11 protein-coding genes are annotated in these 14895 nt (G+C 51.5%); 3 read left to right on the top strand and 8 right to left on the bottom strand.

Features of this window, described 5'->3' with window-relative positions; all coding sequences use genetic code 11:
• The first annotated feature begins 6 nt into the window (after nt 1-6).
• A complete protein-coding gene (locus tag SBL51_RS09215; protein WP_317930625.1) occupies nt 7-1734 on the top strand; it encodes an SLC13 family permease in 1728 nt (575 codons plus the stop codon).
• A 7-nt stretch (nt 1735-1741) separates the two neighbouring features.
• Here the strand turns inward: SBL51_RS09215 and SBL51_RS09220 are convergent, their stop codons facing one another.
• Nucleotides 1742-2440 carry a hypothetical protein gene (locus SBL51_RS09220; protein WP_317930626.1) on the bottom strand — a complete coding sequence of 233 codons (699 nt, stop codon included), beginning with the start codon at nt 2438-2440 and terminating at the stop codon, nt 1742-1744.
• Nucleotides 2441-2714: 274 nt separating this feature from the next.
• Between SBL51_RS09220 and SBL51_RS09225 the strand changes: the two genes are divergently transcribed.
• Nucleotides 2715-2963, top strand: coding sequence for a hypothetical protein (locus SBL51_RS09225; RefSeq protein ID WP_317930627.1), 249 nt, complete (start codon nt 2715-2717; stop codon nt 2961-2963).
• A 190-nt stretch (nt 2964-3153) separates the two neighbouring features.
• Here SBL51_RS09225 and SBL51_RS09230 read toward each other — a convergent pair whose 3' ends face one another.
• The 5 genes from SBL51_RS09230 to SBL51_RS09250 all read right to left on the bottom strand — a co-directional run bounded on the left by SBL51_RS09230 (nt 3154) and on the right by SBL51_RS09250 (nt 11469).
• Entirely contained in the window at nt 3154-4470 is a 1317-nt protein-coding gene (locus SBL51_RS09230) for a TonB family protein (protein WP_317930628.1), read from the bottom strand.
• Nucleotides 4471-5281: 811 nt separating this feature from the next.
• Complete coding sequence (locus tag SBL51_RS09235; RefSeq protein ID WP_317930629.1) at nt 5282-7333, bottom strand: TonB-dependent receptor plug domain-containing protein; 2052 nt, start codon at nt 7331-7333, stop codon at nt 5282-5284.
• A gap of 291 nt (nt 7334-7624) precedes the next feature.
• A complete protein-coding gene (gene sbcB / locus SBL51_RS09240; protein ID WP_317930630.1) occupies nt 7625-9040 on the bottom strand; it encodes an exodeoxyribonuclease I in 1416 nt (471 codons plus the stop codon).
• A gap of 496 nt (nt 9041-9536) precedes the next feature.
• The gene (locus SBL51_RS09245) at nt 9537-9890 is read right to left on the bottom strand and encodes a 4a-hydroxytetrahydrobiopterin dehydratase (protein ID WP_317930631.1); all 354 of its coding nucleotides are present in this window, start codon (nt 9888-9890) and stop codon (nt 9537-9539) included.
• 61 nt (nt 9891-9951) lie between these two features.
• The gene (locus SBL51_RS09250) at nt 9952-11469 is read right to left on the bottom strand and encodes a fumarate hydratase (RefSeq protein WP_317930632.1); all 1518 of its coding nucleotides are present in this window, start codon (nt 11467-11469) and stop codon (nt 9952-9954) included.
• A gap of 433 nt (nt 11470-11902) precedes the next feature.
• Between SBL51_RS09250 and SBL51_RS09255 the strand changes: the two genes are divergently transcribed.
• Nucleotides 11903-12187 carry a Lar family restriction alleviation protein gene (locus tag SBL51_RS09255; RefSeq protein ID WP_317930633.1) on the top strand — a complete coding sequence of 95 codons (285 nt, stop codon included), beginning with the start codon at nt 11903-11905 and terminating at the stop codon, nt 12185-12187.
• Between the two features lie 27 nt (nt 12188-12214).
• Here SBL51_RS09255 and SBL51_RS09260 read toward each other — a convergent pair whose 3' ends face one another.
• Nucleotides 12215-12982 (bottom strand): hypothetical protein, encoded by a 768-nt coding sequence (locus SBL51_RS09260; protein WP_317930634.1) that lies wholly within the window; start codon nt 12980-12982, stop codon nt 12215-12217.
• Between the two features lie 230 nt (nt 12983-13212).
• A complete protein-coding gene (groL, locus tag SBL51_RS09265) occupies nt 13213-14859 on the bottom strand; it encodes a chaperonin GroEL (RefSeq protein WP_317930635.1) in 1647 nt (548 codons plus the stop codon).
• Between the last annotated feature and the right edge of the window lie 36 nt (nt 14860-14895).

Raw genomic sequence — 14895 nt, forward strand, 5'->3', positions numbered from 1 at the left:
TGAACGATGAGTAGCTGGATTGTACTCGGCTCGATAGTGGTGTTGCTGGCCCTATTGGTGAGCGGTAAGGTTAAACCGGCAATACTGTTTTGCACCTGGGCGTTTGCCTACTTGGCTTTTGGCCTGGTTGACAGCAGTGCACTATTGTCGAGCTTCGCCAATCCGGGTTTGGCAACTCTGCTCCTGCTTTTGCTGGTGTCACTGGCTTTAGAGCGCTCGCCGCTGCTGGAGATACTCTCCACCAAACTGCTGCTCGGCCCTGAGGGCTTCGCCCGCCTGAAACTAATGGTCACGGCGGCCAGCTTGTCGGCCTTTCTGAACAACACCGCTGTGGTAGCCTCCTTTCTCAGCACACTGACCAAGCAGACCCGCTTTGCCCCTTCCCGCCTACTGATACCACTCTCCTACGCTTCGGTTCTCGGCGGCATCACCACGCTGGTGGGCACTTCCACCAACCTGGTAGTCGACTCCTTCGCTGTCGAGGCGGGCCTGCCGGAATTCAGCATGTTTCAGTTTTCCCAGGTCGGCATACCGGTTGCCATCGCCGGCCTGATTGTGGTTTTGATCAGCTCCCGCTTTCTACCCAAGCACCGCAATAACGACACCAAAACCAAACTCAACTACTTTGTCACCGCCGAAGTTAACCACGACTCGGCCATGGCCGGCTTGAGCATTGAAGCCAACAAACTGCGTGGCCTGCAAGGGCTCTATTTGCTGGAGATAGAGCGCGATGCGCGCAAGATTTCGCCAGTCACACCTGACGAGATTCTAGAGCCTGGCGACCGCCTGCTCTTTACCGGGGAAGTGGAGCAGGTGCAGACCCTGCAGAAATTTCCCGGGTTGACCGTATTCGGCACTCAAGCGGCGGAGCTACTAACCACCAACCTGGTGGAAGTGGTGATTGCCCATGAATCGGAGCTGCCCGATAAGACCCTGCAGGAGGTGGATTTCCGCACTATGTTCAATGCAGGCGTAGTGGGTATTCGGCGGGGAGAGAAACAGCTACGCGGACAATTGGGCCGTATTCCACTGCGGGTGGGTGATAGCTTGTTGCTGGCCATTGGCCCCGATTTCTTCCAACACCGCAACATTGATCGTAACTTTCATGTGCTCTCTGGCAGCCTGCAGTATTCCCGCCTCAACCAGGGCCAAAGTATTTTTGCCATGGTCGGCTTTGCCGCGGTTATCGCGCTATCCGCACTGGGGTGGTTACCACTGTTCACAGGGTTGGCGCTACTGCTGGGGCTGTTTTTGGCGACTCGCCTGCTCAGCGTGCAGGAGCTGCGGCGACGCTTCCCTTTTGAGCTGATGGTGATTATCGGTTCCGCACTAACTCTGGCCAAAGGGATGGACAGTTCCGGTGCCGCCGACCTCATCGCCACCTTTATGCAGACGCTGTTTAACGGTTATGGACCACAGATGGCCCTGGTGGGGATATTTCTAATGACCTTGGTGCTAACGGAATTGATCACCAACAATGCAGCGGCAGCGTTGGTGTTTCCCGTGGCACTGTCCACGGCGCAGGGCTATGGTGTGGACCCAATGCCATTTGTCATGGCGGTTGCCTATGGAGCCAGCGCCTGCTTTCTAATCCCGTTCGGTTACCAGACACACCTGATGGTTTACTCGCCTGGTCACTATCAGATGCTGGACTTTATCAAAACCGGGTTACCACTGACTCTGGTCTATTGCATTGGCGTACTGTTACTCGTGCCCTGGGCTTTCCCTTTTTAAGCCCCAGTTAGCTGTCTTTTGCCAGTTGCAGGTGGCTGGTATCAGGCTCGGGGAGCGGCACATCTGACTTGGGCTCGCCCATCTGACTACCCACCGGCGCAATGTCAAAATCAGGGGGCGCCACCGGTGCCACTGCCGGCGCTGAAGGCTCCACCAAATCGGCGCCCGCTTCAGCCACGTCCCAATCAGCCTCCATAATGGGTAGCGGGATAGTCTCGTCAGCCAAGGTTTCCAGGAGTGCACCCGGCTCCGCCAACCCCCACTCCCCGGCCTGTACGGCTGCTACGGGCGCTTTGGCGCGCTCGCTATCATCCAATAGATCACCACTTTGCGGACGCAAACTCATGTGGTCGAGGTTGGGAACGGCCGTGGTCGGTTGTTCTTTGGCGGCGCTCCTCGGAATCACCGAAGCACCAGCAGGCGCCACGCTCAATTTTCGCTCAGGGCTGACTTTACCGGCTTCGCTCCTCGCCGCACTGGCGACCACCGAAACGACAGCACCCGCCTTTTGAAACGCGGCACGGAATTTTGCCGCCTGCTCCTGCGATAAACCCCGTTTCAGAACCACAGACTTACCGGAGAAGAGCTTGTCCACCTGGGCTGGTCCCAGCTTAAACATCTGGCCCACACGCAGCTTCACTTGGTCAATGGGTTGCCCAATGACGATATCCCCCCGAAAAACAATTTCATACACCTGTTCAGACATGTCCCAGCTCACCAGCTCCTTATTCTCTTCGCCGTTGGTATTTCCAGCACCTGCGCAACCGCCCCAAGGCGCAATCAATCTTGCCCTTAAGTGTAGCAGCTAACCATCGGCCTACCCCCTGCTGGAAAGTTATCGATAATGCCGAAACAAATTAATATACGATATCGTAAAAAAATATCTGTTGGGCTGGGATTATGGCTGGCAGTGCGGCACTTCACACTATGTCGGTACTGACAATAGCCGCAATGGCGCTATCCACTTAGGGGAAATACGAATGAAGCTTAGCAGCCACCGAAACAACACCATGGCGGAGCTGGAGAGCCTGGATAATCGCATCCGATTGCGCACCTTGGAGCAACAGATTTTGCACCTGGAAAAGGTGATTGCCGGCCTTGAATTTGGCGATGAGAACAGCCTAAATCACCGCAATACCCTGCAACAGGCCCTTAAAGAGTACTGCCAGATTTACAGTGCCCTACAGAAAGATAGAGACATCAGCTTTCGTGGCCGGGAGAAGCACTAAACCGCACCCTATAACTGAACCCTGTACCTATAACTGAACCCTGTATTGGAAGCCGGGCCAGCACTGCAACACTCACGTGATCCAAGACGTGATCAAAACCTGTACAAATCGCGCCCTCTCGTTCCCTACCAGCAAATAAGCAAAAAGCGCCACTCGGGCGCTTTTTTTTGTTCCGGCTGGATGTGGTTGGCTAGTAGACGAGGTCGTAGCTCAAGACAATGGTAAAGCTAAACTGATCGACACCCAGCGTAGATGGAATGGGAGTAAAGGGCTCTGCACTGCTGGCGGCATCCAGTGCCTGGTCATTAAGCAGGTTATGCCGGCTGGGCTTAGCGATGTTTAGTTTCTTAATTCGGCCTGAACTATCCACAGTGACATCTAAAGTTACGTCCCCTTCCATTCGACGGGTAAACGCCGAGAAAGGAATAGTTTGGTACTTGCGAATCTGCCTTTCCAGCTCGGTTTGATAGGCTTGTTGAGCCACAACCAACTCTTTGGAATCGCCCTTTTTGGAGGAAGCATTGAGCAACTGGGCATCACTCATGGCCAACAGCCTGCTGTCACTCGGTTGCGGCTCGCTTAACATCGCCACTTGAACAGACGTCTTTTTGTTTTTGTCATCCAAATCTACAGGCGGCGCCTTTTTCTCCGGCGTAGCGGCTGCCACTTTGGTTTGATGCGGCGGTTGTGGTGGCGTCACCTTGACAACGGGTTTTTGCACCGGAGCAGGCTTAGGTTTCGGCTCAGCTTTAGCTTCCGGTGCCCGACTCTTTTCCGCCGCCGCAGAGGGGCTCGCGCTGGCCACCGTCACTGGCGCCGCTTTGGGTGTTGGTTTAGGTGTTGGCTTGGCTACAGGCTCCGGCTCCGCAGACGCCACCTCTTCCTCCGTTGCCTCCTGAGCTGCGGTAGCTTCGGCAATTTGCTGTGCCCTCTGAGCTCCGGGCTGCAGCGCCGCATAGGCTCCTTTCAGCGCTTGGGAGTCAGCCGTTGGTGTCAGCATCGCCTGCTTAAACTCGGACGACAAGGGTACATCACCTAACAACCCCTGCAGCATCAACACCCCCAATTTAGAGCCTTGCAGACTCAATGCAGGAAGGGCGTTAACCTGAAGCGATGTTCCTTTTCCAGGTAGAAATTCCACGGTGAAGTGATCCCCGCGGTACAAGTCATAGCTCACAAAAGAGGAGAGCTTCTCAATATTGTCACTCTCATCGGCTATTTGCGCAGCACCGACATTAATACCTAGCGACTCGCGCCAGAGACGATTAAAACGTCGATCTGAAAAGTATTCAGCTTCTATGGCGAGATCCAAGCGAAAAGCAGAACGGCCAGCCAATAGATCACTGGCCTCCAATTTGGCTGTAGTGCTCTGTAGATGCGCAATAAAAACTGGCCTTTTGTACTGGTCGTAACGGGCAAAGTTACCGTCGACCCAAGACTGCGCCTGCACAAACACCGCACCGAGTGATGCCAGCAGTAAAACGAACAATTGAAGGTATCGATTCATTCGATTCACAAAACTCCGTTATTGAAAAACACCCAAAGGTCTAATTAGCCTGGGAACAAATAAAAAAGTCTATCGGCCTAACCACCCACTCTACTCACAACCTTTACCACCTTCCCAGGCTTTAGAATAAGTTTGTCTAGAATGCCATTTATAGACACAAAAAGGGTATATAGAGGAGTTAATTTAAACGCCAGCTTTATTATTTAGCAGAGAAATGTCGCTGAATCCAACATAAACTGGGAACACATGAGGAAATGCTCTAAGAAATTAAATTTGATAACCAAATGCCGATAAATTTTCTCCGCTATTGAACAAAATTAATGAAGTTGTTAGATGAACTCATGAAGGAGCTGTAATTCCTGGTCACTCAGTTTCGACAACAATCGAAGGTAGACAAGTTGCCTGTGGTTGACCCCGCCATCACCAATTATCCAGTCATTTACAAACGCTTATTAATAGCCGCCCAATAAGGCTCTCTTCACACGACTAGTCTGTTCGATGGGGCATTGAGTGAGCAGAACAAATAACGTCACCTATTTCAACATAGATAACTGATGCGAATTTCTGCGTTGGGGGAATCTACACAGCAAGGCAAGTCAACCAAACCATGAAAACTAAAATATTCCGATATAATTTCCAGACCAGGGATTTCGGTTTAGAGTGATCAATAAAATGGGCAAGAGAAATAAGAGAAAGGCAGCCAAAAAACGCAGGCCTTACCGTCTAGCCCAGGCTGCAATAAACACTAGAAACTAGCAATATGCTTTTTGCATCTATACAACTGCTAGTAGCCGCCACCGGTAACCACTCGCTAAAATCCCAGCTGCACATTAGCCGTTATAGCCCGGCCAGCACCAATCAAACCATACTCCAAGTTACTGACCTCATTAGCGGGGTATCGGTAATCTTTATCCAATGCATTGGAAATATTGATATTGAACAACAGTTGGGCTGTTGCCTGATAACGCCAGTTAGCCCCTATCAACCAATACGCTTTAGCTCTTCTGCCCAATCTTGCCGCCGTATCGAGTTCACCATCGTTATTAGTATCCTCATAACGCCAATCGGTATCACGGGCATCAACGTAATTACCATAAAGGGCCCACACATTAGCGCCTGCACGGTAATCAACCTTTAACTTAAATAAATTTTCGGGTGAGTAGCCTATGCTCAACTCACCATTAACATCCTCGGTTGACTGAGTGCTTAACGAGGTATAGAGACGCCACTGCCCCCCCACTCTGAATTCACCATTCATTTCGTAACCACGCGTACGCCACACGCCATCATTAACGGAAGAGGAGACAAATCGACTACCGTCGAACATTAGTACGCGCCGTACAACGCTCTCAATTTCGTTGTAGTAGATACTCTGATTTATTTGCCAATTATCACCTTGCAACACATAAACAAGCTCGCTGGTCTGAATAGACTTTGGATCGGAGAAGATTGTCTCTTCTGAATCCTGCGAAGCAGTACCATGCAAAACTTTAAATTGCTGGCGTGGCGATATCTGATAAAGCAACGCCGCACGATAATTAATAAGGTTTCTATCTTCGGTATCGAGATACTCAACCAACGCTGGCTGGCCAAGCTTGTCACTATAGGTTGTAAATCTAAATTTTTCTGGCAATCGACTAAAGCGCAACCCCAGCACCACTTCAAACTGATCACCAAGCGCTTGCTGCCATTGACTGAAGAGATCATGCAGCTCATATCTGCCAGTTTGACGATCAGTATCGGCAATATAACTACCAGAAAGTTCTACTTCAGCATCATTGGTAATAGAATCCAGAGCGCTGTAGCGATAACCAATTAACAAAGAATGACTCTCTACCGGCTGAAATATTAAATTTTGCTCAAACTCCAGGCGGCTCGACCGCTGCTGTTGGTAACCACTCAAACTAGGTGAACCAAAACTGATATCGTCCAAGCAGTACTCGTCATTACTGGCTATCAATAAACTGTTGGATTGCCACTCTGACCCCATATCCCTGTGGTACCTTAAAGATCCCTGCCAAGTTTTAAGCGTTAAATCGTTATCTCGGATCGGAACACTGGTGGGGAAAAAGGGGTATCCACTACTTTGATATCTAATATCCGCCTGCCATCCCCGCCAATTAAGGCTGGCATCCAAATAGTGGAGCTCTCGCTCCATATTGCCATTCATCGTTGTTTGCGCATTGGGATCCAAATTACCAATTTGATCCGCACCCAGCATATCGCGGTAGCTACCAGAAAACCCATGCTGCTGCGCTGCTCCGATATTGGCAAGAAAGTTACCGCTGCCATTATCGAAACTTTGGCTCACCCGAATAAAAGCCTCACCTTGCTCATCACTACCAATCGCCAATTTTGCAAACTGTTCTTGATTATGGTTGGTAATAATATTGATCGTGCCTTGGAAGGCGTTGTTTCCATAAATTACCGACATTGGGCCACGGATAAATTCTATGCGGTCTATGGCAGAAACTGGCAGATTGAGGCGATTAGCCTCAACGGTAGACAACCCCTTTTGTAGATAGGGATGCTGAGCTACGCCATTGTATAAAAAAAGGATACCGCCGCTGATTGACCCGCGGGTGCCAAGATAAACCTCTTCGGTATCCTCCTCCACATAGAGACCAGGAATATTTCTCAGCACCTCAACTAATGATGTATATCCATAACTCGCGATCTCTTCACGAGTTAGAACGGTTACATAGGCGGGAATCTCTTCCAGTTTTTGCCTTATCTTACTGGCGGATGAAACCTCTATTTGCATCAATTCTTGGAGAGAGAGGTCAAATAGATCATCGGTAGTTTCACCGGCATAGCGCTCTGCCGCACTAACCTCAATGAAGGGGCACGCAACAAAAAACAACAGCACTCTACTGGACGTTAGGAGGTTCACTGTCTGCAATATCCTTGTATACAAGGCATGCCTTTATCCTGAAAGTAGACAATAACCCACAAAAGCATTAGGGCTTAATGGTTAAAACTACATACATTAAAGAAGCATCTTATTAAATGCCTCTCAGAAAACTGTAGTACTTTTTAGCAATTTATGTGAGAAAAGATAAAATTTTTATTGGTAGAAAGGGCTGCAGCTACTGATACTTCCTTACAATCTTTCCTGTATCTACCGGCAACCACAGTAAATTAATTTAGTAGGTTAAATTATTGCATCCGCATAGTCGGAAAGTGATTCCAAAATTTGCATTTGGCTAGCCGTCAGAGCGCCGCTCTCTTGCAGCTCAAAAATCTTCTCATGCAAACTTTCCAGCGTCATACTACCCTGTTTTGATTCCATAAGGTTTCGGTAACGATACTCTTGCCACTGCTCCAATTCAATTGTTGAGAGTGTTTCAGGAAAATTTCTGGCGCGATATCGAAACAGTAGTGGTGCTAAACGGCGATCTTCAAATTGGAGGGCCATTTTCGCAATTTGATCACCATCGGCTCGATGTACCTGCTCCACTTTGGCCTTATCAGAATGACTCAAAAAGCCATCATACAGAGCGCTCTCCTCGTCACGCGGGCGATCAAATTCCCTTTCAACATATATATTTTGTAATTTAGGCGCCAATGTGTGCCCTTTAAGTTGCTGCCAATGGTGTTGACACAACTCAAGATCAATTCCCAATCGTTTAGCGGCCGCTGGCTCCAGTAAACGTGTCGTCGCCAGAACAGGGCTTTTATTCAGGTGAACCTCTTTTAAGGCAACTCTTTCCACACCTTCTGGCAGATCAGCTGAGCGCGTATACAGCCGTTCCCGAAGTGTGTCGGCAGGCAAATTCAGTAACTCAGCAGGATCTGCGCTTAAGTCGTAACAGATTACAGAATTTTTATTCCGTGGATGCATCATCAGCGGCACGATCAACGCGGCACAACCCCGAGCTGCGGGAAACATTGATGACACATGTAAAAGCGGCCGACTATTCGGAATATCGATCAACTCAGCCACCTTTCGTTTATCACGCAGTTGATACAGATAATCGAACAGACGCGGCTGCTGCTCTTTGATCAGACGCGCCAAGGCGATAGTGGCATAGACATCTGAGAGAGCATCATGGGCGTGGTCATGATTTAAATTATTGGCGGCAGCCAGACTTTCCAACTTAAAACTGGGTACACCATTAACCATTGGCCACTCAATACCTTCTGGGCGCAAGGCATAGGTGAGCCGAACCATATCAATAATGTCCCACCGACTATTGCCGTTTTTCCACTCACGCTCATAGGGTTCATAGAAATTACGCCAAAGAGTATGGCGGGTGACTTCATCATCAAAGCGGATGCTGTTGTACCCAACGCCACAAGTACCGGGTCTACTCAACTCTGCATAAATTTTCGCAATAAATTCACGCTCGGGCATACCCTTTGCCAGAGCTTCTTGGGGCGTGATACCGGTTATCAGGCACGCTTCCGGTTGCGGCAGGAAATCGTTACAAGGGCGACATAAAATATTCAGCGGCTCACCGATGATATTGAGGTTCTCATCCGTGCGCACCCCGGCAAACTGAACCGGTCGATCAACAGAGGGGTTGGCGCCCCAGGTTTCATAGTCGTGCCAGTAAAAGCTGTTCAAAACCAAATGACTCTTTTTTATCGATTAGAAATAAGTTGGTTGAAAATGATGCCACGGTAGTCACCTTGTGAAGGGAAACAAATAGAAACCAGCCACAGATAAACAACAACACGCCTAGTTTTCGACGGTGTATTAACTGTAGCTATGCCGATCCCTATACTGGGTTGAGTGAATTTACTCAGGTACGAAAGTGGGTTGTTTCGACCCTTTCCAATTCACAACACGGCGATGTTACCGTCGGTGTCATTGCTATTGGCCAGCAGTAGTGCGGCTCATCACCGCTGGCGATTGACCACCCTGGCACGGTCGGCCACGCAATTCAGTTTGTCACACTCACCACCAACTTCCGCTCACACCAACGGGGATTGAACCGAACCATCACAGCTGAATGTGCTTAGCCAGGCAACGTCCGCTGCCTGCCGCAGCTGCCTAGAAATTGGGGGTGGGTTCAGCATAGCGCCCTCAGTTGGTGATCTGCACCGCAGGGGTTACCCTACTATTGACCACCGGTAACACTGAAAACCGGGAGATCATCACACTTGGCAGCGAGGACAAAGTCATTCAGGTGCAGCCCTGCAATCGTATGTGTCCACCAGTTCACCGTAAGCTTACCCCACTCCACCAGCAGGGCCGGATGGTGATCAAATTGCTCGGCCAGCTCAGCAATTTGTTGCGCCGCCAGCATGGCCTGCTGGAAATCAGCCAGTATATACCGCTTACGCAACAGCTTGTGCCCACCCTCTGTCACTACCTGCCAACCGTCGAGTTGCACCAGCAGTGGCTGCAGAGCTTCTTCCGTCAGTGCCTGGCTTTGTGAATTACACGGCACACACCGCTGTTTAGAGAGCATGGATCACCTCCCGCATTGCAATAAAAAAGGCCGGTCGCTGCCGGCCTTTTTCTGTGAAGGGTTACTTAACCTCAATCACACCTTCTTCGATTTTAGCCTTCCAAATTTGTGGGCCGGTTTGGTGAACAGATTCACCATTGGAATCCACCGCTACGGTTACCGGCATATCCTGCACCTCAAACTCGTAGATGGCCTCCATGCCCAGGTCTTCAAAGGCAACCACTTTGGCCGCTTTGATGGCCTTGGAGACCAGGTAGGCCGAACCGCCCACCGCCATCAAATAAACCGCTTTGTTATCTTTGATCGCTTCTATGGCCGCAGGTCCGCGTTCAGCTTTACCAACCATGCCCAGCAAACCGGTCTCTTCCAGCATGGTGCGCGTGAATTTGTCCATGCGTGTTGCAGTGGTTGGGCCGGCCGGACCCACTACCTCGTTGCCAACTGGATCCACTGGGCCCACGTAGTAGATCATGCGGTTGGTGAAATCGACCGGCAGCGCCTCACCTTTGCCAATCATATCAACCATGCGTTTGTGGGCGGCATCACGACCGGTGAGTAATTTGCCGGAGAGCAGTACAGTTTCGCCCGGCTTCCAGTCGGCGACATCGGCCTTAGTGAGAGTATCGAGATTAACGCGACGCGCGTTGCCCACTTCCCAGGTGATTTCCGGCCAATCATCCAGGCTGGGAGGGGTTTGCAACGACGGGCCGGAGCCATCCAGTGTGAATTTCACCAACCGGGTAGCGGCGCAGTTGGGGATGATCGCCACCGGCTTGTTGGCCGCGTGGGTAGGGCAATCTTTGACCTTCACGTCCAAAACAGTGGTCAAACCACCCAGGCCCTGGGCGCCAATACCCAGTTTGTTAACCCCATCCATCAATTCCAGGCGCAGCTCTTCGGCTCGATTGGAAGGACCACGTTCGCGCAGGTCTTGGATATCAATTGGGTCGAGCAGTGCCTCTTTGGCCATCGCCATTGCCTTATCGGCGGTACCGCCAATACCGATACCCAAAATACCCGGTGGACACCAGCCCGCCCCCATGGTGGGTAGCATTTTCAGAACCCACTCCACCACAGAGTCGGATGGGTTGAGCATCGCAAATTTGGTTTTCGCTTCACTACCACCGCCCTTGGCGACAACGTGGACCTCCACCTTATCGCCGGGTACCAACTTGTAGGTGATCATTGCCGGGGTGTTGTCGCCGGTGTTCTTACGGGCACCATCTGGATCCGCCAGCACAGAGGCACGCAGCTTGTTATCCGGGTTGTTGTAAGCGCGACGAACACCTTCGTTGACCATATCCTCAATGCTGCAGTCGGCATCCCATTGCACATTCATACCAATTTTCATGATGACACTAACAATTCCAGTGTCTTGGCAGATGGGGCGGTGCCCTTCGGCACACATCCGCGAGTTGATCAGAATCTGCGCCATGGCATCTTTGGCTGCGGGATTCGCCTCACGCTGGTAGGCCTCATAAACCGCTTTGATGAAATCTTTGGGGTGGTAATAGGAGATGAACTGGAGGGCGTCGGCAATACTGTCGATCAGATCTTGCTGGCGGATTACGGTGGTCATAACGCGCGTCTCACTCATATCGGCTAATTAGATTAAAGCCCGGGATTCTACACCATGCAGCCGTGGATTTCCCACTGTATTGGTTAAGGGTAAATCCAGACCAAAACCCTACAATTAGTACCGCAAATCATACCCAGCACAAGATATTGGGATTTTAATCAAATACCGACTTGAAGAGTTGGCATCTGGTACTACACTTCCTGTATGAGAGCCTTGCTTGGTAAGGTTGACGTCTCATTATCCCGCGTTTGGCATGGACCGCCCCTGCCAGTAACGTTAGCGGGGCAGCACGCACAGCGCCCATGGTGGCCACGCGGGCTTCTTCAACTGGTTAACTTCGAGCGGAACTCCTCTGTATATAAGAGGCAGCAGCTCCAGAACCCGATCTCGAAGTTAGCAGTGGGGCCAGTAAGCTAGGCCCAGTGGAGTATTTATGGCTTTACAAATCGAACCCTGCCCGTTTTGTGGCAGTGAACACCTGCATATGGTGGTGCACTCTCTAACCTATTCAGTAGCCTGCCAAAGTTGTCGGTGCCGAGGCCCGCAGAGGGAAAATCAAGAGTTGGCGGTGATGCAGTGGAACGCCACCAGTCGTACCCACGCCCGTGCAGCGTCTACACTGACGCCGGAAGCAGTCGAGCAGAAAGGGGAACTGGTCAATCAACGCCTGCCAGGGCTAATGGCCAAGCGAGAGAGCAAACCCGCCCGGGAGCTCTAACCCCCCAGGCGCTGTCAATGCGGGACGCTACTGAGCGCCATTGACCCGCTGCTGTAACTCCAGCAGCTGACGGTTGATATTCAGGCGATACGCATCAATCGCCTCGATAGCCTCTTCATTGCTGGTAACACGGGAGTTCAAACTCTGAATCGTAGCCAACTGGGACTTGAGGCTGGACAGTTGCGAAGAGAGATCTTTCAAACCCGCCATCTGGCTTTTCAATGTAGCAACCTGGCTTTCATTGGCCGCGACCTTACCATCCACACTCTGTAATCCGCTCTGCAACGCAGCCACAGACTTATCAAGCTTACCCAGGCTCGCTTTCACCTCTTTTCCTAAAGCCACAATCGCCGATTCGTTGTCGTTAATAGCTTTGCGATTGACATTGCGGGTATCCCAGAGCTTGCGAATTTCTGTCTCATTAATACCGACATTACCCAGGGCCTGCTTAAGGGCCGCCTGCAGCGCAGTCACTGACTGAGTGGATTCATCGTCGGATAATGCCAAACGATTCTCCAGCTCCGTCAGGCGGCCATTGGCCTCGGCCAGCTGCTGCGAGGTCAGCCAGAATTGCCAGGTGGCAAAACCACCGATACCCAATGCCACCAGCGCCAACAGTACAGCAAATCCAGCCAGTGGCGACTTGGCTTTAACCACTGTTGCGGTCTTCGAGGGAGGGGTTTTTCCAGTTGCCGCCGCCGAGCGTTGCTGTCGAGAGCGGGGGCCAAGATCGTCATCCATAGGAAGAGAGAGGTCGCCGGAGGAGATGGTTGGTTCTTTGCGCGATTGCACCATAGGTAATTGAGTCCTTGAATGTGTCACTGGCGATAGAAATGGCACGCTCGGCTACAGCAGATGCGCCGTAACGCAAAGCCCACTGCTGGGTGCCCCTATCAAATTTGGCCCTATTCTATAGTCCCCAGCCAGTTTATAAAGTGCCTAGCACGCTATCACAGCTCCCCAAAAGCACAAAGGCCCGCCGAAGCGAGCCTTTGTTTGGAACAGGGTTTGGCTAAGCCGGCAAATTACATCATGCCGCCCATGCCACCCATGCCGCCCATACCACCCATATCTGGCATGGCAGGACCTGCTTCCTTCGGTGCATCCGCAACCATGGCTTCAGTGGTGATCATCAGACCAGCAATGGAACCGGCAGCCTGCAGCGCAGTACGGGTAACTTTGGCTGGATCCAGAATACCCATTTCCAGCATGTCGCCATACTCACCAGTCGCGGCGTTGAAACCGAAGTTGCCAGTACCTTCACGTACCAGAGAAGCCACAACAGAAGCTTCATCACCCGCGTTGGTAACGATCTGACGGAGCGGCGCTTCCATGGCACGACGGGCAATAGTGATACCAGCGGTTTGCTCTTCGTTGTCACCGACCAGGTCGGCAATCGCGGCAACGGCACGTATCAGCGCGGTACCACCACCAGGCACAACACCCTCCTCAACCGCAGCACGGGTAGCGTGCAGGGCATCTTCCACGCGGGCTTTCTTCTCTTTCATTTCCACTTCAGTGGCGGCACCCACTTTAATAACAGCAACACCGCCAGCCAGTTTGGCAACACGCTCTTGCAGCTTTTCGCGGTCGTAGTCAGAGGTGGACTCTTCGATTTGAACGCGGATTTGAGCAACGCGCGCTTTGATCTCTTCGGCATCACCGGCACCGTCAACAATGACGGTGTTCTCTTTGCTCATGGTTACGCGCTTGGCGGTACCCAGGTGCTCCAGAGTGGCGCCTTCCAGGTCCAGACCAACCTCTTCAGAGATAACGGTACCACCCGTCAGGGTAGCGATATCCTGCAGCATGGCCTTGCGACGGTCGCCGAAGCCAGGAGCTTTACAGGCAGAGACTTTAACAATGCCGCGCATGTTATTAACAACCAGAGTCGCCAGTGCTTCACCTTCCACGTCTTCAGCAACGATGACCAGGGGCTTGCCGGATTTGGCTACCGCTTCCAGAACGGGCAGCAGCTCACGGATGTTGGAGATCTTCTTGTCAACCAGCAGGATGAAGGGGCTGTCTACTTCGACAGACATGCTGTCCTGGTTGGTGATGAAGTAAGGAGAGAGGTAACCGCGGTCGAACTGCATACCTTCCACCACGTCCAGCTCGTTTTCCAGGCCAGACCCTTCCTCAACGGTGATAACACCCTCTTTGCCCACTTTTTCCATGGCTTCGGCGATTACGTTACCGATGCTGGTGTCACTGTTGGCAGAGATGGTACCTACCTGGGCGATAGACTTGGTGTCGGCACAGGGCTGAGCGATGGATTTAACATGGGCTACGGCCGCGGCAACGGCTTTATCGATACCGCGCTTCAGATCCATTGGGTTCATGCCGGCGGCAACGGCCTTCAGACCTTCGTTAACAATCGCCTGGGCCAGAACAGTGGCGGTAGTGGTGCCGTCACCCGCGTCGTCAGAGGCTTTGGAAGCAACCTCCTTAACCATCTGTGCACCCATGTTTTCGAATTTGTTTTCCAGCTCGATATCTTTGGCTACCGAAACACCGTCTTTGGTTACGGTGGGGGCGCCGAAAGATTTATCGAGTACTACGTTGCGGCCTTTGGGGCCCAGAGTGGTTTTTACTGCGTCAGCCAGAATATTTACACCTGCGAGCATGCGTACGCGGGCGTCATCACCAAATTTTACGTCTTTAGCGGCCATTGTTGATTCCTTCTATCTTGTATTCAGTTGCTTTAC

The organism is Halioxenophilus sp. WMMB6, from assembly GCF_033283405.1.
Lineage (GTDB): Bacteria > Pseudomonadota > Gammaproteobacteria > Pseudomonadales > Cellvibrionaceae > Halioxenophilus.